The 24,430-nt window shown below is 40.4% G+C and carries 21 protein-coding genes and 1 riboswitch; of the genes, 18 read left to right on the top strand and 3 right to left on the bottom strand.

What is annotated here, in order from left to right; genetic code table 11:
- Position 1: 1 nt before the first annotated feature.
- Genes purQ through purN form a run of 4 tightly spaced genes read left to right on the top strand, consistent with a single transcriptional unit; the run spans position 2 to position 4,590 of the window.
- Positions 2-685, top strand: a complete 684-nt coding sequence (purQ, locus tag RCG21_RS19065) for a phosphoribosylformylglycinamidine synthase subunit PurQ (RefSeq protein WP_133335417.1) — start codon at positions 2-4, stop codon at positions 683-685.
- Entirely contained in the window at positions 672-2,960 is a 2,289-nt protein-coding gene (purL, locus tag RCG21_RS19060; RefSeq protein ID WP_133335419.1) for a phosphoribosylformylglycinamidine synthase subunit PurL, read from the top strand. The genes purQ and purL overlap by 14 nt, the downstream gene beginning before the upstream one ends.
- Before the next feature lie 14 nt (positions 2,961-2,974).
- A complete protein-coding gene (gene purM, locus RCG21_RS19055) occupies positions 2,975-4,009 on the top strand; it encodes a phosphoribosylformylglycinamidine cyclo-ligase (protein ID WP_308913610.1) in 1,035 nt (344 codons plus the stop codon).
- Positions 4,009-4,590: a phosphoribosylglycinamide formyltransferase gene (purN, locus tag RCG21_RS19050; protein WP_133335423.1), complete on the top strand. Its 582-nt coding sequence runs from the start codon at positions 4,009-4,011 to the stop codon at positions 4,588-4,590. Before purM ends, purN begins: the two co-directional genes overlap by 1 nt.
- A 601-nt stretch (positions 4,591-5,191) precedes the next feature.
- On the opposite strand, the gene RCG21_RS19045 is transcribed toward purN, so the two are convergent.
- The 3 genes from RCG21_RS19045 to RCG21_RS19035 form a co-directional block, all read right to left on the bottom strand.
- Positions 5,192-7,504: a thiamine pyrophosphate-dependent enzyme gene (locus tag RCG21_RS19045; RefSeq protein WP_133335425.1), complete on the bottom strand. Its 2,313-nt coding sequence runs from the start codon at positions 7,502-7,504 to the stop codon at positions 5,192-5,194.
- 19 nt (positions 7,505-7,523) lie between these two features.
- Positions 7,524-8,534, bottom strand: coding sequence for a 2-oxoacid:acceptor oxidoreductase family protein (locus RCG21_RS19040; RefSeq protein WP_133335427.1), 1,011 nt, complete (start codon positions 8,532-8,534; stop codon positions 7,524-7,526).
- A gap of 252 nt (positions 8,535-8,786) precedes the next feature.
- Positions 8,787-9,260, bottom strand: coding sequence for a hypothetical protein (locus tag RCG21_RS19035; protein ID WP_133335429.1), 474 nt, complete (start codon positions 9,258-9,260; stop codon positions 8,787-8,789).
- Between the two features lie 158 nt (positions 9,261-9,418).
- Between RCG21_RS19035 and RCG21_RS19030 the strand changes: the two genes are divergently transcribed.
- The 14 genes from RCG21_RS19030 to RCG21_RS18965 all read left to right on the top strand — a co-directional run bounded on the left by RCG21_RS19030 (position 9,419) and on the right by RCG21_RS18965 (position 24,385).
- Positions 9,419-9,829 (top strand): hypothetical protein, encoded by a 411-nt coding sequence (locus tag RCG21_RS19030; RefSeq protein ID WP_308913609.1) that lies wholly within the window; start codon positions 9,419-9,421, stop codon positions 9,827-9,829.
- A gap of 116 nt (positions 9,830-9,945) precedes the next feature.
- The gene (locus RCG21_RS19025) at positions 9,946-10,665 is read left to right on the top strand and encodes a TerC family protein (protein WP_133335433.1); all 720 of its coding nucleotides are present in this window, start codon (positions 9,946-9,948) and stop codon (positions 10,663-10,665) included.
- A gap of 71 nt (positions 10,666-10,736) precedes the next feature.
- A complete protein-coding gene (locus tag RCG21_RS19020; RefSeq protein WP_133335435.1) occupies positions 10,737-11,117 on the top strand; it encodes a hypothetical protein in 381 nt (126 codons plus the stop codon).
- A gap of 812 nt (positions 11,118-11,929) precedes the next feature.
- Complete coding sequence (locus RCG21_RS19015; protein ID WP_026572960.1) at positions 11,930-12,130, top strand: hypothetical protein; 201 nt, start codon at positions 11,930-11,932, stop codon at positions 12,128-12,130.
- 64 nt (positions 12,131-12,194) lie between these two features.
- On the top strand, positions 12,195-14,366 hold the full coding sequence (locus tag RCG21_RS19010; RefSeq protein WP_308913608.1) for a transglycosylase domain-containing protein: 2,172 nt from the start codon (positions 12,195-12,197) through the stop codon (positions 14,364-14,366).
- A 144-nt stretch (positions 14,367-14,510) separates the two neighbouring features.
- Positions 14,511-14,855: a hypothetical protein gene (locus RCG21_RS19005; RefSeq protein ID WP_133335439.1), complete on the top strand. Its 345-nt coding sequence runs from the start codon at positions 14,511-14,513 to the stop codon at positions 14,853-14,855.
- 123 nt (positions 14,856-14,978) lie between these two features.
- Positions 14,979-15,092, top strand: a riboswitch (TPP riboswitch).
- Between the two features lie 140 nt (positions 15,093-15,232).
- Positions 15,233-17,002, top strand: coding sequence for a phosphomethylpyrimidine synthase ThiC (thiC, locus tag RCG21_RS19000; RefSeq protein WP_308913607.1), 1,770 nt, complete (start codon positions 15,233-15,235; stop codon positions 17,000-17,002).
- The gene (locus tag RCG21_RS18995) at positions 16,980-17,174 is read left to right on the top strand and encodes a hypothetical protein (protein WP_133335443.1); all 195 of its coding nucleotides are present in this window, start codon (positions 16,980-16,982) and stop codon (positions 17,172-17,174) included. The genes thiC and RCG21_RS18995 overlap by 23 nt, the downstream gene beginning before the upstream one ends.
- Positions 17,175-18,295: 1,121 nt before the next feature.
- On the top strand, positions 18,296-19,126 hold the full coding sequence (locus tag RCG21_RS18990; RefSeq protein WP_165976283.1) for a basic amino acid ABC transporter substrate-binding protein: 831 nt from the start codon (positions 18,296-18,298) through the stop codon (positions 19,124-19,126).
- 63 nt (positions 19,127-19,189) lie between these two features.
- Entirely contained in the window at positions 19,190-19,852 is a 663-nt protein-coding gene (locus RCG21_RS18985; protein ID WP_133335447.1) for an amino acid ABC transporter permease, read from the top strand.
- Entirely contained in the window at positions 19,849-20,571 is a 723-nt protein-coding gene (locus RCG21_RS18980) for an amino acid ABC transporter ATP-binding protein (protein ID WP_133335449.1), read from the top strand. The genes RCG21_RS18985 and RCG21_RS18980 overlap by 4 nt, the downstream gene beginning before the upstream one ends.
- Before the next feature lie 12 nt (positions 20,572-20,583).
- Positions 20,584-21,789: a M20 metallopeptidase family protein gene (locus RCG21_RS18975; RefSeq protein ID WP_308913606.1), complete on the top strand. Its 1,206-nt coding sequence runs from the start codon at positions 20,584-20,586 to the stop codon at positions 21,787-21,789.
- 115 nt (positions 21,790-21,904) lie between these two features.
- A complete protein-coding gene (locus RCG21_RS18970; protein ID WP_308913605.1) occupies positions 21,905-23,086 on the top strand; it encodes an MFS transporter in 1,182 nt (393 codons plus the stop codon).
- 18 nt (positions 23,087-23,104) lie between these two features.
- Positions 23,105-24,385 carry a Zn-dependent hydrolase gene (locus tag RCG21_RS18965; protein WP_308913604.1) on the top strand — a complete coding sequence of 427 codons (1,281 nt, stop codon included), beginning with the start codon at positions 23,105-23,107 and terminating at the stop codon, positions 24,383-24,385.
- Positions 24,386-24,430: the final 45 nt, after the last annotated feature.

Genomic DNA, 24,430 nt, shown 5'->3' with positions numbered 1-24,430 from the left:
AGTGAACTTTGCTGTACTTGTTTTTCCTGGTTCGAACTGTGACGTGGATATGTATAAGGCTGTTGTTGATACGATTGAACAACCAGTAGAGTACGTATGGCATCTGGAAACGGACCTATCTAAATATGATGGAATCCTTGTTCCAGGGGGATTCTCTTATGGAGATTATTTGCGTCCTGGTGCAGTGGCAAGTTTATCTCCAGCAATGGAGCAAGTCAAGATTGCCGCGGAATCGGGAAAGTTGGTTCTTGGAGTTTGTAATGGGTTTCAAATTTTAACAGAAGCGGGTCTGTTACCGGGTGCGTTAAGGAGAAACCAGCGTTTAAAATTCCATTGTGAAACCATTAATCTCATCGTCGAAAATAACCAAACTCCATTCACTTTAGAATATGAGGAAGGGGAGAAGATTCGTATTCCGATTGCCCATGGAGACGGAAACTATTATTGTAATGAGGATACCTTAAATGAGTTAGAAAAAAATAAACAAATTGTTTTCCGATATGAAGGAAAGAATCCGAATGGTTCAGTTTCTGAAATTGCCGGGATCATCAATCAAAGAGGAAATGTTTTAGGATTAATGCCCCATCCGGAACGTGCGGTTCATAAATGGCTGGGGTCTGATGACGGCAAACGCATGTTTTCATCTATATTAAGTTACTGGAGGAAACAAAATGGAACAGCATAACGAACCAACCCCGGAGCAAATTTACGAACAAAAACTTTATCGAGAAATGGGCTTGACAGACGAAGAATTTGACAAAGTGATCGAAATACTCGGCCAAAAACCTAATTATACTGAAACGGGAATTTTTAGTGTAATGTGGTCTGAGCATTGCAGTTATAAAAATTCGAAGGTAGTTTTAAGAAGATTTCCCACTTCTAGTCCCCACGTTCTTCAAGGACCTGGAGAAGGAGCTGGGATCGTAGACATTGGAGACCAACAAGCGGTTGTCTTTAAAATTGAAAGTCATAATCATCCCTCTGCGATTGAACCCTATCAAGGAGCAGCTACAGGTGTAGGAGGAATCATCCGTGATGTGTTCTCAATGGGTGCCCGTCCCATTGCTTTATTAAATTCACTTCGTTTCGGTGAATTAGATAACCCAAAAACCAAATATTTATTTGAGAATGTTGTTGCGGGGATCGCTGGATATGGAAATTGTATGGGGATTCCAACGGTAGGAGGAGAGATTTACTTTGATTCCTCTTATGAGGGAAACCCCCTGGTAAATGCGATGTGTGTCGGATTAATCGACCATGATCAAATACAAAAAGGTGTGGCAAAAGGGATTGGGAATCCTGTCATCTATGTCGGCGCAGCTACCGGAAGAGATGGGATCCATGGGGCTACCTTCGCCTCAGAGGAGTTAAGCGAAAATTCCGAGGCCAAACGACCAGCTGTTCAAGTTGGCGACCCCTTTATGGAAAAGTTGTTACTGGAAGCTACAATAGAATTGATTGCCTCTGGCCATGTTGTCGGGATTCAAGATATGGGAGCAGCAGGATTAACCAGCTCCAGTTCTGAAATGGCCAGCAAAGCAGGAAATGGCATTGAATTAAACCTTGACCTTGTTCCACAACGGGAAAAAGGAATGAGTGCTTACGAAATGATGTTATCGGAATCTCAAGAACGAATGCTGGTCGTTGCAAAAAAAGGAAAAGAAGAGGACGTAGAAAAGATTTTTAACAAATGGGGACTCCATTCTGCTGTAATTGGAAGAGTTACCGATGATAATCAACTTCGAATCCTACATCAAGGAGAAGTAGTGGCAGAAATTCCTGCGGATAAGCTGGCGGAAGATGCTCCTGTGTATTGTAAGCCCTCTAAAGTGGCTCCTTATTATGAAAAATACGCATCATTGGACCCTGCCGCACAATTTGAAAAGCCAAAGGACTTTAACTCAATATTGAAACAACTGTTAGCATCCCCAACAATTGCCAGCAAAGAATGGGTATATCAGCAGTATGATTATATGGTCAGAACCAATACCGCTGTCATACCAGGATCCGATGCGGCAGTTGTGGCGATCCGTGGAACACGGAAAGCTTTGGCGATGACGACAGATTGCAATGGAAGATATGTGTATCTTGATCCCTTTACTGGAGGCGCCATTGCCGTAGCAGAAGCAGCTCGCAACGTCGTTTGTTCCGGTGCTGAACCACTTGCTATAACGGATAATTTAAATTTTGGCAGCCCGGAAAAACCGGAAATCTTCTGGCAGTTCGAAAAAGCAGCAGATGGCATTAGTGAAGCCTGCCGGCAGCTGAATACTCCGGTCATTGGCGGTAACGTCAGTCTCTATAACGAATCAAATGGAGAAGCGATCTTTCCTACACCAACCATTGGGATGGTGGGCTTAATTAAGGATGTCGAACATATAACAACACAGGAATTTAAAAAAGACGGGGATTTAATCTTCTTAGTCGGTGAAACGAAAGCGGAGATTGGCGGGTCTGAATATCAAAAATTAGTGACAGGAAAAATTGAAGGACGCCCGCCTCAATTAAATCTTGCGTTAGAACGAAACATCCAAGCTTTTACACTCAAGACAATTCAAGAGGGTCTTGTTCAGTCAGCCCATGATGCTGCTGAAGGAGGATTAGCTGTTGCGATAGCTGAAAGCTGCATTAGCGGGAATAGTGGCGCAGAAATTCAAATAACGGATGAACTGCGAACAGACATCTCCCTGTTTAGTGAAACTCAATCTCGAATTGTTCTTTCTGTCTTAAAGGAACACGTCGAAAAAGTACAAGAAATCGCGAAATTAATGCAGGTTCCAATAATGGAAATCGGCAAGGTAAGAGGAAAAGAACTGTCGATTTCACATAATGGGCAAATCGTCATTTCACAGCCAATTGCTGAACTCTCCGAATCCTGGAAGAATGCTATTCCGGATATCATGCATTCAAATCGATTAAAAAAGCTGAACACACAAGACATTTCTGCAAGTTTATCGTAAAGGAGTGAATCAAAATGAGTGATGCCTACCGCAATGCCGGAGTCGATATTGATGCGGGTAATGAAGCCGTTGAACGAATGAAAAAGCATGTAAAAACGACGTTCCGACCGGAAGTTTTAACTGGGTTAGGAGGGTTTGGTGCACTGTTTAAACCGAACCTGCTGGAAATCGAGGAACCAATTTTTGTCTCTGGGACAGATGGGGTTGGGACAAAACTAAAAATTGCCTTTGCAATGGACAAGCATGACACAATTGGAATTGATGCCGTTGCCATGTGTGTAAATGATGTAGTTGTCCAAGGGGCTGAGCCTCTTTTTTTCCTCGACTATCTTGCTTGCGACAAGATCATTCCGGATAAAATTGAAGCCATTGTCAAAGGGATTGCAGAAGGATGCCTACAGGCAGGATGTGCGTTAATTGGCGGAGAGACGGCTGAAATGCCAGGGATGTATCAGAATGAAGAATACGATATTGCCGGGTTTACTGTAGCGATGGTCGATCAAAAACACCTTATCGATGGATCAAAAGTAAAAGAGGGTCAAGTGCTAATTGGTTTAGCCTCTAGTGGTGTACATAGCAATGGCTTTTCTCTTGTCCGTAAAGTTCTATTAGATGATGCAAAACTCTCCTTAACAGACTATGTCGAAAAATTGGGTGCACAATTAGGTGCAGTATTACTGGAACCCACTAAAATTTATGTAAAATCTGTTCTTTCCACGATAAAGAAATTTCCTGTCCATGGAATGGTACATGTTACAGGGGGTGGCTTTTACGATAATATCCCCCGCATTCTTCCACGTGGTCTGCAAGCTGAAATTTACGATGGTTCATGGAGTATTCCAAAGATTTTTACCTTTATCCAAGAGACAGGAAATATTTCAGACTATGATATGTTTCGTACTTTTAATATGGGAATTGGTATGATTTTAGTCGTTGACACTAAGGATTCTCAGGCTATTTTAGACCACTTTCAAGGGCTAGGGGAAGCTGCATCTGTGATTGGAACAGTGCAAAGAGGGACCGAAGACGTCGTGTTCAAGAAGGAGTAATCATGAAAATTGCCGTTTTTGCTTCTGGAACAGGAAGCAATTTTGAAGCGATTCTGGAATCCATTCAATTAAAAAAAATAAAAAACGTGGAAGTAGTTTTGTTAGTCAGTGATAACCCCAATGCACTTGCAGTCACGAAAGCAAAAAATGCATCGATCCCAGTGTTTAGTTTTCAAGCAAAGGATTATCCGGACAAACTTACCTATGAACAAGAGGTTCTTGAGAAATTAACCAACCACCAGGTGGATTTTATCGTTTTAGCAGGATATATGAGATTGCTGGGACCTGTTTTGCTAAAGGCTTATGATGGAAAAATTATTAATGTCCACCCATCCTTATTACCTGCATTTAAAGGAAAAGATGCCATTGGTCAAGCGCTTGATTATGGGGTAAAGGTGACGGGGGTAACTGTTCATTTTGTAGATGAAGGCATGGATACAGGACCAATCATTGCTCAGGAGTCCGTTCCCGTCACTATGTCCATGACAAGAGAAACATTAACAATCAAAATTCAGGAGATTGAGCACCGATTATTACCAGAAGTGATCCAAAGTCTTGCTAATAAGGAAACAACGATATGAAACCAGCAAACGGTAACAAATTTATTGGAATTGTCAGGACGATAAGTTGGTGGGGAAGGAAAGTTTTTTCTCTTTTGAATATTTATGTCAGTGCCCTATGAGCATGATATTTTATAGGAACGGGAACTAAGAGACCTTGTCAATGCCCGTCAAGCTTATATTTTCAAACGAACGGGCACTATGAGGGCTTATCAATGCCCGTCAAGCTTATATTTTCAAACGAACGGGCACTATGAGGGCTTATCAATGCCCGCAAAGCATATATTTTTAAACGAACGGGCACTATGAGGGCTTGTCAGTGCCCGTCAAGCTTACATTTTCAAACGAATGGGCACTATGAGGGCTTGTCAGTGCCCACAAAGCTTATATTTTCAAACGAACGGGCACTATGAGGGCTTGTCAGTGCCCGCAAAGCTTAAATTTTCATTCGCGCGGTCACTAAGAGCGATTGTCAATGCCCGCAGAACCTGCTTTTTCAATTAAAAGGTCACTTAAACGCTTCAGTATATCTAAATTTCTGCAATAACACTTCAAAAATCTCTAGCTCCATATAAAAAATGCACACGAGACCATAAATCTCGTGTGCATAGCTTAACCCAATTTATAAAAACGGACTCTCGTGCTTCGCCTTCAGCCTCATCCAGCGGCGCTCCACTTCATCATCAAACATCTGCAGCATCTCTTTACTTTCTTCCCTAAGCAAATGCTTCGTTTTTCCCATCATCTGCAGCCATTCAGACACCGCAACCCGCTTCTTCTTACTCTCAGGGTCATACGTAATCGTCGTAATGCCGCGTTCGACTTCATAAAGAGGGAAGAAACAAGAATTAACCGCCGCTTCCACAATCGTCTGGCCTAATTCATCCTTCGATTTCCAGTTCAATGGGCACGTAATCAAAATCTTGCCGTACACCAAACCCTCATTCTGCGCATACCACTGGGCTTTGGCAGCTTTTTTCAATAGATCCCGATCAAACGCTTCCGTTCCGGTAAAAACATACGGAATATGGGTAGCGGCCATAATTTGTGCCGTATCCTTATGATGAAACGGCTTGCCATTTTGAAAGCTGCCGACACTTGAAGTACTCGTCATATGACCCATCGGCGTCGAATAGGACATCTGGCTGCCCGTGTTCATGTAACCCTCGTTATCATATTCAAGGATAATCATTTTATGGTTGCGCAAGGCCGTACCGATCGCCGGACCCATGCCAATATCCATACCGCCATCACCCGTCACCATCACAAAGGTGAAATCATCGCTCAAGCCGAGATCATCCAGCTCGCCCCGGCGTTTTCGTTCATGGAACATTTCGACAAGACCGGAAAGAGTAGCAGAACCATTTTGAAAGAGGTTGTGAATATAGGTCGCTTTATGGGCACTGTAAGGGAACCCGGTTGTCACCACCATGGCACATCCAGTATGAAATAGGGCAACAATATCTCCTTCAATTCCTTTGAAAAACAATTCAAGGCCTGAGAAAATCCCACATCCAGGGCAAGCACCGTGCCCGGAGGCGAGCCGTTTTGGCTTTTTCGTTAAGCTTCGTAACGGGGGGATTTTCACCTTTAATTCACCGGTTTTTCCATCTGGGGTTACCGTGATTAAACCAGTGTTTAAGTCATCTTTTTTCATCGGGTTTAAAACACGTTTTGGTGCATATTCAGGTCTGCCGGGATTATGCCCAAAATAGTCAAACGCCTGATCGACCACACCTTTTTCATCGGCATCCAAAGCTATTTGGAAAAAATGCTCCGCATCATCGGCATAAAAATCTTTGCCCCCTAGGCCATATACTCTATTAACTACTTTCGTATGACTGTTCCCAAAGGTTTGTAAAGCTGCCCTTACTTCGAGTGCCATGTTTCCGCCGTGGGCACCATAGGAGTCTGCACGATCGCCAACTGTAAGCGCTTTTACATTTTTCAAGGCTTCTACTAATTTTTGTTGCGGGAAGGGACGAATCATATTAGGAGAGATGACTCCGGCTTTAATCCCTTTTAAACGGAGCCTGTCGGCTACATCCTTACAAACTTCAGCCGCAGAATTTAACATAAACACTGCAATCTCTGCATCATCCATCCGATATAAATCAAGAACAGGATATTCGCGTCCTGTTAATTCTGCATACTTTTTTGAAATCCTTTCGAAAACCTGTTCCGCTTTATACATTGCTTCAGATTGCTGAAAGCAATTATTCATATAGTCCGGTTCATTCATATAAGGCCCGATGGTCACTGGGTTTTCCCGGTCCAAAGCATGAGGGAAGTCCCTTGGCGGTTCACCAATAAACTGTTGTACATCTTTTCGATCTTTCACTACTAGTACCCGCCGTTTTTGGTGAGAAGTAAAATAACCGTCAAATGAAACAATGACTGGAAGCCGTACTTCTGGATCTTCTGCTAATTTAATAGCCATAATATTCATATCATAGACAATTTGCGGGTCACGGGCCATCAAAATCGGCCAGCCGGTATTTAAGGCGAAGTATAAATCAGAATGATCGCCGTGGATGTTCAAAGGTCCGGAAACGGAACGGTTGACCAAATTTAAAACCATAGGAAAACGTGTACCGGACTGCACCGGAAGTTGCTCTAGCATGTAGAGAAATCCGTTTGCACTGGTTGCGTTAAAAACTCGTCCGCCTCCAGTCGAAGCCCCGTAGCAGATACCGGCGGAGCCGTGCTCGCCATCAGCCGGAATTAAAACAATATCGTGTTCGCCTTTGGCTTTCATGCTATCGAGGAACTGGGCCACCTCGGTGGAAGGAGAGATTGGATAATATCCCATCACATGATAATTAATTTGGTGGGCTGCATAGGCCGCCATTTCATTGCCGGATTCAAAAACAACGGTTTGTTCCGCGGAACCCTTTGGAACCTGTAATTTTTCTTGGTTTAAATCGATCGACATTTATATACCGCCCTTTCCTTTAATTTTGGTTCACTAAATCGAATAAATGAGGGACACGATTCTTGTCGGCGTAGCCGTCATTGTATTCTCTTTCTCCTGATAAAGCATCAACTGGGCAAGCTGTCACGCATTTTAAGCAGCCTTTGCAATATTGATAGTCAATCCCTTTCAGGAACATTTGCGGCCGGCCCCGTTTGTCTTCTTTTTCCTCCCAGACAAAGCAAAAGTCCGGACATGCAGTGTCACAGGCTGCACAATTAATACATTTTCCTTCGTGAAAATGCGGGAGCATACCAGCTCGCGAAATACTTAAATCTTTTAAAATGCTGTTTCCTGGATTGGTAATGGTGCCGCCAATTGCCTGAGTTTCATAGCCAAGCAGTGGTTCCGCTCGTTCAAACGGTTTTAGTTCCGTGCTATTTTCTAAAGTATACGTTTTGAATTTAACTTCTTGATAGCCACGGTCAAATGTACGGAGGTTGGGTTCAACAAGGTGGGGGTATTTTTTCTCAAAGGTGCGCCGAATGGTTTGTTTCATGGACTCAGGGTCTAGGAAGTCTAAAATACGGTAAAGCGCCCCAAGCATTGCAGTATTGGCTTTGGTCTTTTCATCTAAGGCGATTCCGGTTGCATCAACAATGGCAATCGTTCCGCCCTGTATTTTCATTTGTTGTTTAAGTTCATCGGGAGATTTTAAAGAATTTACTAAAATAGTACTGTCAGGATAGATTCCATTTGTACAGTTGATGGTTTTAAAAAGGGCATCATGGAAAATGCCGACCACGTGGGGGCGTTCAATCGGTGTTGTATCTCGAATGGTGGTTTCAGGATCGCAAAATCGGATATGTGCTTTTACAGGGGATCCTTTTTTCTCAGAGCCGTAGGATGAAAAACCGATCCCATTTAGTCCGTTTCCAACGACTCCATCCTCGGAAAGTAATTTTCCCGCAAGATTTGCACCTAATCCGCCGATCGATTCCAGTCGGATTTCAAAAAAACCTAATTCATTCACTTTTGGTAATTTTGACAAATAGATTCCTCCAATCCTAACAGTAGTATTAATATTATGAATTATCAATAAATTAAACATCTTTATTGTAACAGGATAAAAAAATAAATACAACAGCTTCTGTTTATAAATCATTTATATGTGTATTTCGGTGCGTTTATGTTGAGGTTATAAGGGTTTATAAAAAAATAAGAATTAAAGGTTGATATAGCACAGTGATTTTACTGTTGTATAACAATATGACAAAAAAGTGAAGGAGTATTCCTTCACTTTTTATCTATAGTATAAAGATTTTCGAAACAGTTTTTCATATAGTAATTGAAAACCATACATGAAAAATGATTTTACTAAAAAGAGCAATGATAATTGAAATTTACTTAAACGAACAAGGGTGACGTAACCAATTTTTTTAAATAAATCTAGCCCCAAATAGGTAAAGATAGCATCGACGATAATATTGACTAAAAGGTATAAGTTAAACTTTCCGAAGGTGAATTTTAGGACCCAAAGGGAACCAACTAAAAATGGACCAAAGATTAATGGCATTTCACCTAATACATTCGGTTTAATTTTATATGGAAACCACCACCATTTTCGTTTCTCAGCTAACATACCTTCAAACATTAGATAAACACACATAAATAGTGCACCTGGTAGAAATCTTTTAACTGTTTTCCCACCAATAAGTGGGAGTGAAAGCCAGGGTAGTATAAACATTAGCAGAATTAAAAATTTTGTATTTTTCATGCTAAAACATCCTTTAGGGTATCTTAATATATTTATTTTTCCTATTTTAGGCAGGTTTATGTAGTATAAAATATTGCATTTCAAATATTGTAGAGATTGGAATAAAAAGGAAGATAAATAGAAAAAATAATTAAAATATACAAAAAAAGGAAATTGCCATGAGGATTATTGCAGCATTGTTTTCGATCATTATGCCGGGATTTGGTCAGTTCTATAATCGGCAAATGATTAAAGGTGTGCTTTTTGTTGTGTTTGAACATTTTGATAACATGGTAGGGAAAATTAATAGTGCGATCCAGCTTGATTTTAATGGCTTTCACCAAAAAGCACTCGAGACGGTCGTATATGATGGATTGTTATTTTATCCAGGATTTTACGTTTATGTTGTTTGGGATGCCTGGTTTTATGCAAAGGAAGGGGCGAATAAAATAACTTCTGCTATTCCCTTTATCATTGGAGGTTTTTTAGGGGAGCTATGTACCATTTTTTCAGCTAAATTACCGTTCCCATCCTTGACAGCAGGCTTGCTTATGGTAATACCAATGGTAATCGGCATGGTTATTTTTTAGAAAAGAATAAACGATGATAGGATTAAAAGTTCATTAATAAAAAGTCCAGACATACATATTAAAGGAGGACGACCTATAGATTAATTAAAACTGAATTTAAAGGGGAAAGAATCCTTATGGAATTTTTACAAGAATTAATCCATCATTTTAGCCCATTTTTGTCCTTAGAGGCTGTTGCAAAAATTATCTCAGATCCCGCTAGCTGGGGTGTTATTGGCACCCTTGTCCTTCTTGAGGGATTATTATCCGCCGATAATGCTGTTGTTTTGGCAGTTATGGTCAAGCACCTGCCGAAGGATCAAAGAAAAAAAGCCTTATTCTATGGGATTTTTGGAGCCTATTTTTTCCGTATATTCGCAATTGGATTAGGGGTAACTCTAATCAATATCGCCTGGATTAAAATTATCTGCGGCCATTATCTGTTATGGATTGTATTTCAAAACTTTATCAACAAAAAAGAGGAGGAAGGCGAAGTCCATGCTAAAAAAATGGGATTTTGGAGGACCGTTTTAACCGTGGAACTCATGGACATTGCTTTTAGTTTTGACAGTATTATTGCTGCTTTTGGTGTATCCAATCAAGTGTGGGTACTCTTTTTAGGTGGAGTGTTAGGAATCTTAATGATGCGCGGTGTGGCCCAAGTTTTCCTTACCTTGATTGAAAAAGTACCGGAGCTTGAAACAACTGCTTTTATCTTAATTGCGATTATCGGCGTAAAAATGATTGCCTCTGTATTTGGATTCCATCTTGACCATATCGTCTTTTTCAGCACGTTAGTTTCCTTATTTTTGGGGACCTTTATTGTTCATTTCTTTAGAAAAAAAATAATTTTGTAGGGCCCCTCCTGGTTGTTTCGCCGTTGCCCGAACCTTCATTTTTCATTTATTAATATATATGGAGAAAGTCGGTGGTTTTTTTGGCAAATGGATTTTATCATACGGAAGTTATTGATATCGTAACAAGCGTAACGGGAGGAGCAAAATGCAGGATGCATTTTCAACTGACGACAGAAAGTATGACTGGCGGGGGATTAACGACGATTACTTATACGATTACAAACTTTCTAGATTCAAACTGTATGATTTTTTACTTAACAGTAGATGAGCATTTGTTTCCTTTCGATCCGGGCATCGCTCCAGGCAGTATCGGAACAATTAAATTCTCCAGAACTGGTGCTGCCGTTCCCGCAATCGGAGATGTCTATGTGGAATGCGGCGGCCTCGAATTTGAATTCGGCTCATTATGTACCGCTGTGTTAAAGGGAGATTGCGGTGCGCCAACAGAATAACACCTTGAAGGAAGTTCGATCAGATTGGAGTTCAAGATTTTAATTTCCAGAAGTTCTATTTGGGATAATCCTATTTTAGAATAAATCTCGTTTATTTGTGCAGAATAATAACCATAAATTAATGGAGGTTATTATTTTGTTAAATAAAAAAACAAAGTTAACATCATTATTTTGGATAGCTATACTTGGTTTAATATTAACAACTATTTACACAATAGTCTTGGGTATTTTAGGTTACAGAACCATGAACAGGATTGATTTTATCTATAAACAGAATAAATAAGGAAAAAACAGTTAGAATCAGATCGCTCATTTGGGCGTTTTTTTTATCAATATTGGGATATCTTACCAACAGTAAATATATGGTAGGTTGGGGTGTAATGGTTTATGGCAATTTTTTATCGACCTACACTATAAAGCCTATTTATTATATGGAGTCCAGTATTTGTTTGAGAAAATAAAAAGCTTTAATCGACAAGACACCTAAAATTGAAATCCCTTACTCGAAAAGAGAGTGGGCAAAAAACCCAACGTTCAAAGTGCATTCTTTGAGCGTTTATTTGTTTTCTCTTATTAAACAGCAAAAAAGAAGAATCTTTTTTATGGCAAAATATGACACCTCTTGGTACAATAATCATCAAAATAAGTTCTAATCTAGTTAGGCCTGAAAAAATTAATTTATACCCCCCTAAATCAACGGGGCTCTGTCGAATGAATATGATTGTACGATAACCCTATTTTGGTAGATAATGAGATTGTATTTGTAAAAATAATGAAAATGTTTTTAGGAGTTTTTGAAAGGGAGATTTACATTGAAGGAATATATTGTTTGTTATACATTGGATCATGATATTAAACGCGTAAAAATTTTAAAAGATCAAGAGGTTAAAAAGGAAGAGATCAAACAAGAAGTGTTAGATAAGGTTCTCCAGCATTCTTACATTGTGGCAAATTGTGAACAAGGGGATTACCGGATCAATTCTTCCTCCATTCGATATATACGAGTTTTATAAAGCGTGATACAATGTTCACTTAGTAACAACATTGTGTAACTTTTAGCAACGGGAGAGAGAAAGAATGTCAGAAACCTATCGCTACCGTGAGGAACGAAAACAAGCGGAAAGAGAAAAACAAAGAGAACAAAAAAAGAAAAAATCACCGAAAAAAGGTTCTCTATGGAAGAAAATTTTATTGATTTGTATCGTACTAGGTGTCCTGTCCATTGGAGCAGGTGTCATTACGTTTGCTGCTATGGTTAAGGATGTTCCTTCATTGGATGCATCTAAACTTGTCGACCCGCTTTCAACGAAATTTTATGATCAAAACGGGAAGTTTCTTTATGAATACGGGAAGGAAAAGCGAACGAAAATCACCTATAATCAAGTTCCAAAACAGCTTGAACATGCCTTTATCGCCACAGAGGATTCGCATTTTTATGAACATCATGGAATCGACATCAAACGGACCGCGAAGGCAATTTTCTTAAATGTAACAGGAGACTTTGGTTCCCAAGGTGGAAGTACGATTACACAGCAAGTCATCAAAAGGTCATTTTTAACCCCAGAAAAAACAATAAAACGAAAGGTTCAGGAATGGTACCTGGCCTATAAATTGGAGCAAAAATATTCCAAGCATGAGATTTTGATGATGTATTTTAATAATATTTACCTTGGCAACCGTTCCTACGGAGTTGCTGCGGCAGCAAAAAATTATTATGGAATCGACGCAAATAAATTAAATAAATTAACGCTTCCGGAAGCTGCAATGATTGCCGGTCTTCCGCAAAGCCCAAATAATTATGACCCGACAAAATCAATAAACAAAAAGGCAGCGACGAACCGTCGAAATCTGGTTCTAGCTTCTATGCACAAACAGGGTTATATTTCAAAGCAACAGATGCAGGATGCGATGAAGGTTCCCGTAACCAAGGGATTGGTGAAGAAAAAAAATGAAGGGATGCCTTATGAAGCATTTATTGATGCAGCTGTAAAAGAAGTGGAAGGAAAGCTTAAGGGTATTGATATCGGTACGGATGGTTTATCCATTTATATGACCCTCGACCAAAAAGCGCAGAAATATGCAGATAAATTGATGGACAGCAATGAGATAGTCAACTATCCGAATGATCGATTCCAAGGAGCTTTTGTATTTTTAGATTCAAAGACAGGTGAGGTTAGAGCAATTGGCAGCGGTCGGAAAGATTATAAAGCCGGATTCCGCGGCAACAATTTTGCAATTGATCTTGTCCGCCAACCAGGCTCTACTTTTAAGCCAATATTAGATTATGGTCCTGCCATTGAATATTTGAATTGGTCGACACATCATATGTTAAATGACCAACCGACAACTTATTCCACCGGCCAACAGATTCAAAACTGGGATCGTCGCTACCATGGGATGCTTTCAATGCGGACAGCATTGGAATGGTCTTATAATATACCTGCCCTACTCACGCTCCGCGAGGTCGGTATGGACCGGGCAAAAAACTTTGCTGAAAAATTGGGAATTACCTTTGATCACGATCAAATTTATGAGTCTTATGCAATCGGCGGAAATACGGTTAGTCCATTAGAAATGGCGGGTGCCTACAGTGCGTTCGCTAATCAAGGGGTATATAATCAGCCGCATTTTGTGACAAAAGTGGTGTTCCCAAATGGTAAGGTTGTCAGTTTTAAACCAAAACCAAAACAGGTTATGCATGATTATACTGCCTATATGATTACGGATATGCTTCGAGATGTTATACATTCTGGGACAGGGAAGGCTGCCAATGTTCCTTGGCTGGATGTAGCCGGTAAAACAGGGACAACTAATTTTGATGCTCAGACAAGCTACCGTTATGGTTATCCACTTAATAATGTTGCGAAGGATAGTTGGTTTACAGGTTATACTCCGCAATATACGATGTCGGTTTGGACGGGGTATGTAAAGAATGGCTCCGGTAACTATTTGCCTGGAGATACCACCCATATCGCGCAAATCATGTTTAGTAAAATGATGCAAGAATTTGATAAGGGCAACTCCACCTTCCAGCAGCCGGCTGATGTATATCAAATGGGAAATGATCTTTATATTCGCGGTGCAGCCGAGGTACCACCGCCACCTAAGCCGGTAGTTCAGCCGAAAAAAATCCAAAAGATAGTGGAAAAGCAACAGAAAGCTGAAGAAAAACAACAGGAAAAACCTCCTGGACATCAAAAAAACCAAGAGAAAAAGCAAAAAGGAAATGGAAAAAATAAAAACCATTAAGTTCTTTAATGACTGTCTGAAATTCAATTTCAGCAGTCTTTTTTATTACTAAAACTGGAATATAATGAAAAAAGGTGAATAAACCAAATCTTCAAAGTTAACTCTATATACTAACGGTCAAATTGACGGTATGAGGTGTTTTCTTTGCAAGATTGGTGGATTTATCAACATTTTATTAATACGATGTGGTTTATCTTGTTCCTAATTTCCTTACCTGCAGCACTGGGACTTTTCATCCTCTATTCCTATTTAAAAAATAATAAACAAAATGGTAGTCAGGAAAGTAATCAAAATAACCAAGACCAACAGCAAGATAATAAGCAAAATCAAAGTAAGCAGAGTAATCAAGAAAACCAAAACGATCAGCAAACAGACAATCAAGAAAACCAAAACGATTTGCAAGCAGACAATCAAGAAAATCGAAACAATCAGCATGCCAACAATCAAGGAAATCAAACAAGTGAAACGAAAGAAGAACAACCAACTTGACGAAAACCAGAAAAAATCTAGGTCTATTTTCTTATTTCAATAAAAAATAGAGAAAAACGCTTTTATAATCTAAAAACCTATGTTATTTTTTATAGGTAAGTTTCATATTGTATATTGTTTCCAATGCTCTACTAGGGGGGTCCGATAGCTCGGACTGAGAGAAGAATGCGTTAAATTCTTTGACCCTTCGAACCTGATCTGGATGATACCAGCGTAGGGAAGTAGTTATGAAGGCGTCCATTCATACAAACGCGCCGCTACTTTTTGACGATTTAATCAGGTTCTGTGTAAACAGAACCTTTTTTATTGTCATTCATTCTCCGTAATGAACGATGCTGTATCTTCCAGATTTGGAAAATATTAAAGGAGGAAGTTGCATGCAAACGGAAATGAACATTGAATTAAAATCACAATTTACAGGAAGTAAGAAAGTTTATCAAAGGGGATCCAGGCCGGATATCCAGGTTCCAATGAGGGAAATTAGCCTAAACCGAACTGTCACTACTTTTGGTGAAGAAGAAAATGCCCCTCTTCGAGTTTATGATACAAGCGGTCCCTATACAGATGCGAATTATGATATCGATATTCGCAAAGGGTTGCCCGCTTTACGTCGAAAGTGGATTCTCGAAAGAAATGATGTGGAGGCATATGAAGGTAGAGAGATCAAACCTAAGGATAACGGCTACCTTGATGGGGATGAACGCGCCAACCTTGAATGGTTCCCAAATTTAAATAAGACACCTTTAAGAGCAAAGTCTGGAAAAAATGTTACACAAATGCACTATGCCAAAAAAGGTTTGATAACTCCCGAGATGGAATTTATTGCGATTCGCGAAAACTTAGATCCGGAATTTGTTCGAGATGAGGTAGCCCAAGGCCGAGCAATTATTCCTGCTAACATCAACCATCCTGAAAGTGAACCGATGATTATTGGTCGAAATTTTCATGTAAAAATCAATGCCAATATCGGAAATTCGGCCGTCACTTCCTCCATTGAGCAGGAGGTTGAAAAAATGACATGGGCCACACGCTGGGGAGCCGATACCATCATGGATTTATCAACCGGAAAAAATATACATACAACAAGAGAGTGGATTATCCGTAATTCACCTGTTCCAATTGGTACGGTACCTATTTATCAAGCATTAGAAAAAGTAAATGGGATTGCTGAGAATTTAACGTGGGAGGTGTACCGGGATACGTTAATCGAACAAGCGGAGCAAGGTGTAGATTATTTTACAATTCATGCCGGTGTGTTATTGCGCTATGTTCCAATGACTGCGAAACGGACAACAGGGATCGTATCTCGAGGCGGTTCCATTATGGCCCAATGGTGCTTAGCTCACCATCAGGAAAGTTTCCTGTATACGCATTTTGAAGAAATTTGCGAAATCCTAAAGAAATATGATATTTCTGTTTCACTCGGAGATGGACTACGTCCAGGTAGTATCGCGGATGCAAATGATGAAGCTCAATTTGCCGAGCTTGAAACACTTGGAGAATTAACAGAAATAGCCTGGAAGCATGATGTCCAAGTAATGATAGAAGGTCCAGGGCATGTGCCAATGCACAAGATTAAAGAGAATATGGATAAGCAATTAGAAATTTGTAAGGAAGCTCCTTTTTATACATTGGGTCCGTTAACCACAGATATTGCACCTGGATATGATCATATTACATCTGCAATTGGTGCGGCTATGATTGGCTGGTTTGGGACGGCGATGCTTTGCTACGTTACTCCAAAAGAACATCTCGGCTTACCAAATAAGGAGGATGTGCGTGAAGGGGTTATTACGTATAAAATTGCTGCACATGCTGCCGATTTAGCGAAGGGCCATCCGGGAGCACAAGATCGTGATAATGCCTTATCGAAAGCTAGGTTCGAATTTCGTTGGGAGGATCAATTTAATTTATCTTTGGATCCTGAGCGGGCAAGGGAATATCATGATGAAACATTGCCAGCTGAGGGGGCAAAAACGGCTCATTTCTGTTCGATGTGTGGACCAAAGTTCTGTTCGATGAGAATTTCTCATGATATCCGCGGCATGGCAAATGAGGATAACGGGTTTGAAGGAACCTCCATTGAAGAAGGGATGAAGCAAAAAGCAGAGGAGTTTGTCCATGATGGCTCAAAAATCTATCGATAATTCGAATGAGATTAGGAATTTAATGGAGAATGTAGTTGCTTTAGAGGAACAGATTCAACACCTGACGAAAAGGATCCAAACGATTCAGCTTCACTGTAAGCATGTCTTTTTAGAAACGGCCTTCATGAGGAAATGCCGGAAATGCAGTTTTACGGAAAGTACGTATTATTAATGTCATTTTCCTTATTTAACCTTAACGTTGATGAAGGCCAAAACTTGAGGGAAGACTCTTGGAAATAGGTTTCATAGGCCCGATGAAGGACAAATCTTGGTAAAAGAGCTATAGAAATGGTCTTCATAAGCCCAATGAAGGACAAATCTTGGCAGAAGAGTGATGGAAATGGTCTTCAATAGCCCGATGATGGTCAAATCTTAGCAGAAGTGTGATAGAAATGGTCTTCACAAGCCCGATGATGGACAAATCTTGGCAGAAGAGTGATGGAAATGGTCTTCATAAGTCCGCTGAAGGACAAATCTTGGTAGAAGAGTGATAGAAATGGTCTTCACAAGCCCGATGAAGGACAAATCTTGGTAGAAGAGTGATAGGAATGGTCTTCACAAGCCCGATGAAGGACAAATCTTGGTAGAAGAGTGATAGAAATGGTCTTCATAAGCCCGATGAAGGACAAATCTTGGTAGAAGAGTGATAGGAATGGTCTTCACAAGCCCGATGAAGGACATATCTTGGCAGAATAGCTATAGAAATGGTCTTCATAAGCCCGATGAAGGACAAATCTTGGCAGAAGAGCTATAGAAATGGTTTTCATAAGCCCAATGAAGGACAAATCTTGGCAGAAGAGTGATAGAAATGGTCTTCACAAGCCCGATGAAGGACAAATCTTGGCAGAATAGCTATAGAAATGGTCTTCATAAGCCCGATGAAGGACATATCTTGGTAAAAGAGCTATAGAAATGGTCTTCATAAGCCCAATGAAGGGCAAATCTTAGCAGAAGAGTGATAGAAATGGTCTTCACAAGCCCGATGAAGGACAAATCTTGGTAGAAGAGTGATGGAAATAGTCTTCATTAGCCCGATGAAGACCAAAACTTTCCAAAAGAGTAATAGAACGTCCTTCATCAAAAACTTTCTATCATAATGGTTTTTACAGCCGCCTGGTTAGGCGGCTGTTTTTTATAAAAAAGGCCATTTTAATAGAATGATAATTCAAAACTATCAAAACTATCGAACTTTGATGAAACGTATTGCGTTTTTCTGTGTATAAAATTACAATGAAATACATAAAAACACTTTAGTTTGCTAAATTGATAAAGAGAATAATGGAGGAATACATCATGAAGAAGGTCATCCAGATATTTATCATCATGGCCGTTGCTATAATGGCAACTGCTTGTGGCGCACAGCCAAATCTGCCGGATGCAAAAACAAAAGAAAAAATACAAAAGGCTGAAAGTGGAAATACACTGGATTCCATTAAAAAACAAGGTGTGATCACCATTGCTATGGATGATACATTCCCGCCAATGGAATATCGAAATGATAAAAATGAATTAGTAGGTTTTGACGTAGACCTAGCAAAAGCCATTACGAAGGAGCTCGGCGTGAAAGCTGAATTTAAACCAACCGCATGGGACGGCATTTTACCTGGATTAGATGCGAAACAATATGACGTCATTATGACTTCTATGAATATTACTGATGAACGAAAGCAAAAGGTTGATTTTGTAGAGTACCTGAAACTAGGACAAGTTGTTGCCGTTAAAGCCGGAAACCCATTAAGCATTCAATCCAAGGAAGACCTTTCTGGAAAAGTTGTCGGTGTTCAAATTGGTTCAACGAGCGAAACGGCAGCAAAACAGATTAAGGGAGTTAAAGAGTTAAAGACTTATAATGCTTATACCGATGTATTTAATGACTTAGGTCTAGGGCGACTTCAGGGAGTAATCGTTGCTGAAGCGGTCGGTCGTTATTATAAAGCAACAAAACCTGAAGCTTTTGATGTGGTAGGAAGCTCATTCCAAAAGTTACCAATTGGAATTGCCGTTCGAAAAGGTGATGACAAACTTGAAGAGGCATTAACAAAAGCTGTGCAAACTGTGAAAGATAATGGCACTTATGCGAAAATCAGCCAAAAATGGTTTGGAAAAGATCTTTCAAAAGAATAGGGGAAGAGCGGATAAATCGGTTTGTAGATTTATCCGTCTTCTTTTTAAAAAGGAGTCGTAAACATGAAGGAATTTTTGTTATTCTCACTTACCTACCTCCCCTATTTATTACAAGGGGCGTTAGTGACCATCGAAATCGCGGCGATAGGAGTAGTTGCCGGAAGTTTAATTGGATTATTATTTGGTCTTGGACGTGTTTCAAAAGTGAAATTATTTTCACAGATTAGCAGATTTTATATTTGGGTGATTCGCGGAACACCGCTTTTATTGCAATTATTTATGATTCATTTTGCCATTCCGTCTGTGATCCCAGCACTCACGATGCCGCCATTCGTTTCGGCCTGCATTGCCTTGTCATTAAATGCGGCAGCTTATATTGCCGAAATTTCTCGGGGGGCCATTCAGTCCATCGATAAAGGCCAAATGGAAGCAGCGCGGTCACTAGGCTTAAGTTACGGACAAGCGATGAGACGGGTCGTTATTCCTCAAGCTTTTCGCCGGATGCTACCGCCATTGGGGAATGAATTTATCGCACTTATCAAGGAATCGTCCTTGGTTTCAACAATCGCTTTATATGATTTACTTCGAACAGGTCAACAAATTATCAGCAGTACGTACCGGTATATGGAAATTTTTATCTTAGTCGGGTTAATCTATTTATTACTTACCACGATCATGACATATATCGTTGGAAAAGTAGAGAAAAAGGTAGGTGCATATGAATGATTTCCTGCAAGAAGGTTGTAAAATCCTTTGGAGATTTGGAAGTTTTAAAAGGAGTTGATTTGGACGTTTCACAGGGTGAGGTCGTCGTAATCATTGGACCGAGCGGATCTGGTAAAAGTACCTTTCTTCGTTGTATGAACCATTTAGAGACCATCAATAGTGGCAGTATTACGGTAAAGGGTAAAATGGTAGAAAATAAAGAATCAACTTTAAATAAACTGCGTCAGGAAATAGGTATGGTCTTTCAGCAATTTAACCTTTTTCCCCACAGGACCGTGATGGAAAATATTATCGAAGCTCCGGTTCTCCTGAAAAAAATGTCAAAAGCGGAAGCCAAGAAAAAAGGGATGGAGCTTTTGAAGAAAGTAGGATTAGAAGCAAAAGCCGATGAATATCCGAATCGTTTATCCGGTGGGCAAAAGCAGCGGGTAGCGATTGCCCGGGCGTTAGCTATGGAGCCGACCGTGATGCTTTTCGATGAACCAACTTCGGCTCTTGACCCGGAGCTAGTTGGAGAAGTACTGGCTGTAATGAAACAACTGGCAAAAGATGGGATGACCATGGTCGTTGTCACACATGAAATGGGATTTGCAAAAGAAGTAGCAGACCGAGTCATCTTCATGGACGGCGGCTATATGATTGAACAAAATACTCCTGATGAGTTATTTGGCCATCCGCAGCATGAACGAACGAAAGAGTTTTTAGGGCATATCAAGTAGGGAGAGATCATCATGAAACAAGCTTCAAGTTTGGATTTAACCTCAAAGATTAATGAAAAAGTAGATCAATTGTTTCCTAGATTAGTGGAAATGAGAAGACAGCTTCACATGTATCCGGAACTTAGTAACCGAGAATTTAACACAACTAAACAAATCAATGACTGGTTAAACGAATTCAAGATTCAACAAATTCCACTTAGCCTTCAAACCGGGACTGCAGCAGAGATTATTGGTAAAACCTTAGGACCAACCGTTGCTATCCGTGCTGACATTGATGCCCTGCCGATTTTTGAAGAGGCCGACGTACCGTTTCGTTCGAAAATTGATGGGATCAGTCATATGTGTGGCCATGATGTTCACACGACGATTGCCCTTGGTGCAGGGATTATTTTACAAGAAATCAGTGATTTACTCCCAGGCAATGTCCGAATTCTTTTCCAGCCGGCTGAGGAGTCGGAGGGCGGCGCCGAGTCAATGATTCACCAAGGGTTATTAAATGAAGTAAAATCAATCATCGGTCTTCACAATGTTCCCGAACTTCCAGTAGGAAAAATCGGGGTTAAAGAAGGCTTTTTGATGGCCAGTGTGGATGATTTTACAATCACTATTAAAGGAAAAGGCGGGCATGCGGCACTTCCGGAAAAAACAATTGATCCAATCGTCATCGGCAGTGCGGTCGTCAGCCAGCTGCAAACCATTGTCAGCCGCACAATTTCTGCAAAAGAATCGGCGGTGGTCACGATTGGCTCATTCCAAGCAGGCTCGACGAACAATGTCATCCCAGATAAGGCCATTCTTAAAGGAACGGTTAGGACATCCAATGAAGATGTCAGGAAGAAAATCTATGATGTCTTTACCAAGACGGTTACGAATACAGTAGCTGCCCTAGGTGGTGAGGTGGAAATTGATTATCAATTTTTACTTCCTGCTGTTTATAATGATGCAAGCGTTGCTGAAATTGTTCGGACTGCCGCAGTGTCTGTGGTCGGAAGTAAGAATACGGTTATTGCTGAGCCTACCATGGGTGGAGAGGATTTTTCTTTTTACCAAAAAGAAGTTCCCGGCTGCTACGTTTGGCTCGGATCCGGTAACGAAGAAAAAGGGATTCAATATAGCTGGCACCATCCGAAATTTATGGTAGATGAGGAAGCTATTAAAATCGGTGTTCATTTGATGGTCCAATCTGTCTTGCTTTTATTAGAAAATTCTTCTATATAATATTGCCTGCCTGCTAGTATGTTGTAGCAGGCAGAATTTTTATAATCCTCTTGTATTTATATTCCAGTTGTATTAGGTTAAATACGATGTAACTTCTTTGGCGGGAGCGATGAATGTGTTTGGACATAAACGGGCCTTTTTGTACTTAAGTATTTTTCTATTTTTCTTTCACTCTTCTTCGACGGTGATCTCAACTTTTCTACCAGTCTATTTTCAAGAAGAGCAGCTTACCGGGACTCAAATAGGTTGGCTAATGGCTGTTGGGCCGTTTTCTTCATTATTATCGCAGCCTTTTTGGGGCTACATCAGCGACCGATATAAAACAATTAAAAAGATTCTGCTGCTTTGTCTAGTAGGGGTGATCTCTTGCAGCATTATCTTGTTTCAAGTTAACTCCTTTTTAATGCTTCTATTCTTATGTGCCATCTTTTATTCGTTTCTCAGTCCGATCGGAGCATTCGGTGACAGCTTAGCATTGCATACCTCTCAAATCGTTGGCTCTTCTTTTGGAAGGATTCGCATGTGGGGTTCTTTGGGCTATGCGGTTACCTCATACCTAGGGGGCCAAATTCTTACTCGAATTGGACTTGAGCATTTACTCTACCCTTATCTTGCTTTTACTATTATCGCTTTTGTTTTTTGCTGGAAGGTCATGGATATTAATACACCATCTGCACCCATAAATCTTAAGGGAGCGATCCGAAATATTCTCCGCCCAAATTTCTTATTTTTCTTACTCATCATTATGTTTGTTACGATTCCGCATCGAACGAATGATATTTTTTCAGGAATCTACATTAAGGAGCTTGGGGGTAATGAATCCTTAATCGGGTTATCCTGGTTTGTAGCAGTTGCATTTGAAGCGATTGTTTATTTACTTAGTCCTTTATGGCTGCGTTTTTTTAATGAAATGACTTATATGGTTATTGCATCGGGATTATATGGGGTAAGGTGGCTTTTATTTTCTCTTGCAGAAACTCCTTCGCAAATCATCTTGCTTCAGGCTTTGCACGGGATCACCTTTGGGATATTTTATTTGTGCTCGTTTCAATATGTTTCAAACTTATTCCCGAACGAATTTAGAGCTACTGGGCAATTATTCTTTATTTCCGTGTTTTTTGGACTGTCAGCGATCATCGGTTCTTTAGGCGGAGGGATGATTCTTGATGTTTTTAATGGTCAAATGTTATATAAACTGTTGAGTTATCTGGCTTTTGCTGGATTTGTTGGATTATTGGGATTCACTGCCTATTCGGGCAAAAAGTTAAGGCCTGTTAGTGAGATTTTACAGAAGTAAGGAAAGGAATGGAAGTTGATGAGTGAAGGAACGGGACTAATGATTCAAGCTGACCGTCTTTGGAATGATTTAATGACGCTTGGAAAAATTGGTAAGGGAAAAGATGGGGGAGTAACCCGCACTTCCTTTGATTCAGAAGATATAAAGGCACGGAAATTTTTACTTCAACTTTTAAAAGATGCAGACTTAGATCCTTATATGGATGAGGCTGGTAATATTTTTGGGCAAATTCACGGAAAGAATCCTAATTTGCCTGCGATTCTTATTGGTTCGCATATTGATACGGTGCATTCAGGCGGGCGCTTCGATGGCGCAATGGGTGTGTTAATGGGGGTTGAAGTGCTCAGGTCCATAAAGGAGAAGGGAATTCAACCGGAGCGAACAGTGAAAGTTGTCTCGTTTACGGATGAAGAAGGAGCCCGTTTTGATTATGCTTTTGTCGGAAGCACCGCCTTGTCGGGTGCGATCAGTTCTGATCAATTGCAAAAGGATTTAGCGACAGCCCTTGATCAGGAGGGATTTTCTTATTTAGAAGCGATGAAACGTGCTAGTATGGAAGGCGGCTATTTTAGCCGAATTAATCCTGAAGAGTTGGGAAAGGCTTGTGTCAGAAAAGCTGAAATAAAAGCCTATATTGAAGTACATATTGAACAAGGAAAAGTTTTAGAAAGTCGCGATTTAGCTGTCGGGGTGGTGAGCGGCATATCAGGCGGGCACTGGGCCGAGGTTACCATTACAGGAGAGGCTGGTCATGCTGGGACAATCGGAATGTTGGAACGAAAAGATGCGTTAACGGCAGTGGGTGAATGTTTGCTTGCTATTGAAAAAATTGCACGTGATAGCGGTGGAAGTGTGGCAACCGTTGGAAAGGTAGCGGTCAAACCCGGAAGCGGAAACGTGATTCCTGGTCGGGTTGATTTTACATTAGATGTCCGAGATATCTCCGATGAACGTCGCGAGCTAACTGTTAAAAAAATTAATGAGGCATTACGAGAAATCTCTGCAGATCGAGGTGTGGACTGTGAAATAAGGCCGTTTCAATTTATTGCATCCGTTATGAGTTCACCGTTGGTGGTTGAGGCTATTAAAGAAGCATTTATTGAGCTGGATTATCCGATTTGTGAGTTACCAAGCGGAGCTGCGCATGACGCTATGGTCATGGGAGGCATTACTGAAATTGGTATGATTTTTGTGCGAAGCAGGGGAGGAATCAGCCATCATCCGGATGAATGGAGTTCGTTTGAAGATGTTGCGCTAGGCTGTGAGGTTCTTTACCACACAACCATGAAGCTTCTTTAGTATGTTGAATATTCAAGACCTCTGCTGCAAAAAATAAGCTGAAGT

This window comes from Bacillus salipaludis, assembly GCF_030938565.1.
GTDB lineage: Bacteria > Bacillota > Bacilli > Bacillales > Cytobacillaceae > Neobacillus > Neobacillus salipaludis_A.
This window is presented reverse-complemented; position numbering and strand designations above follow the sequence as displayed.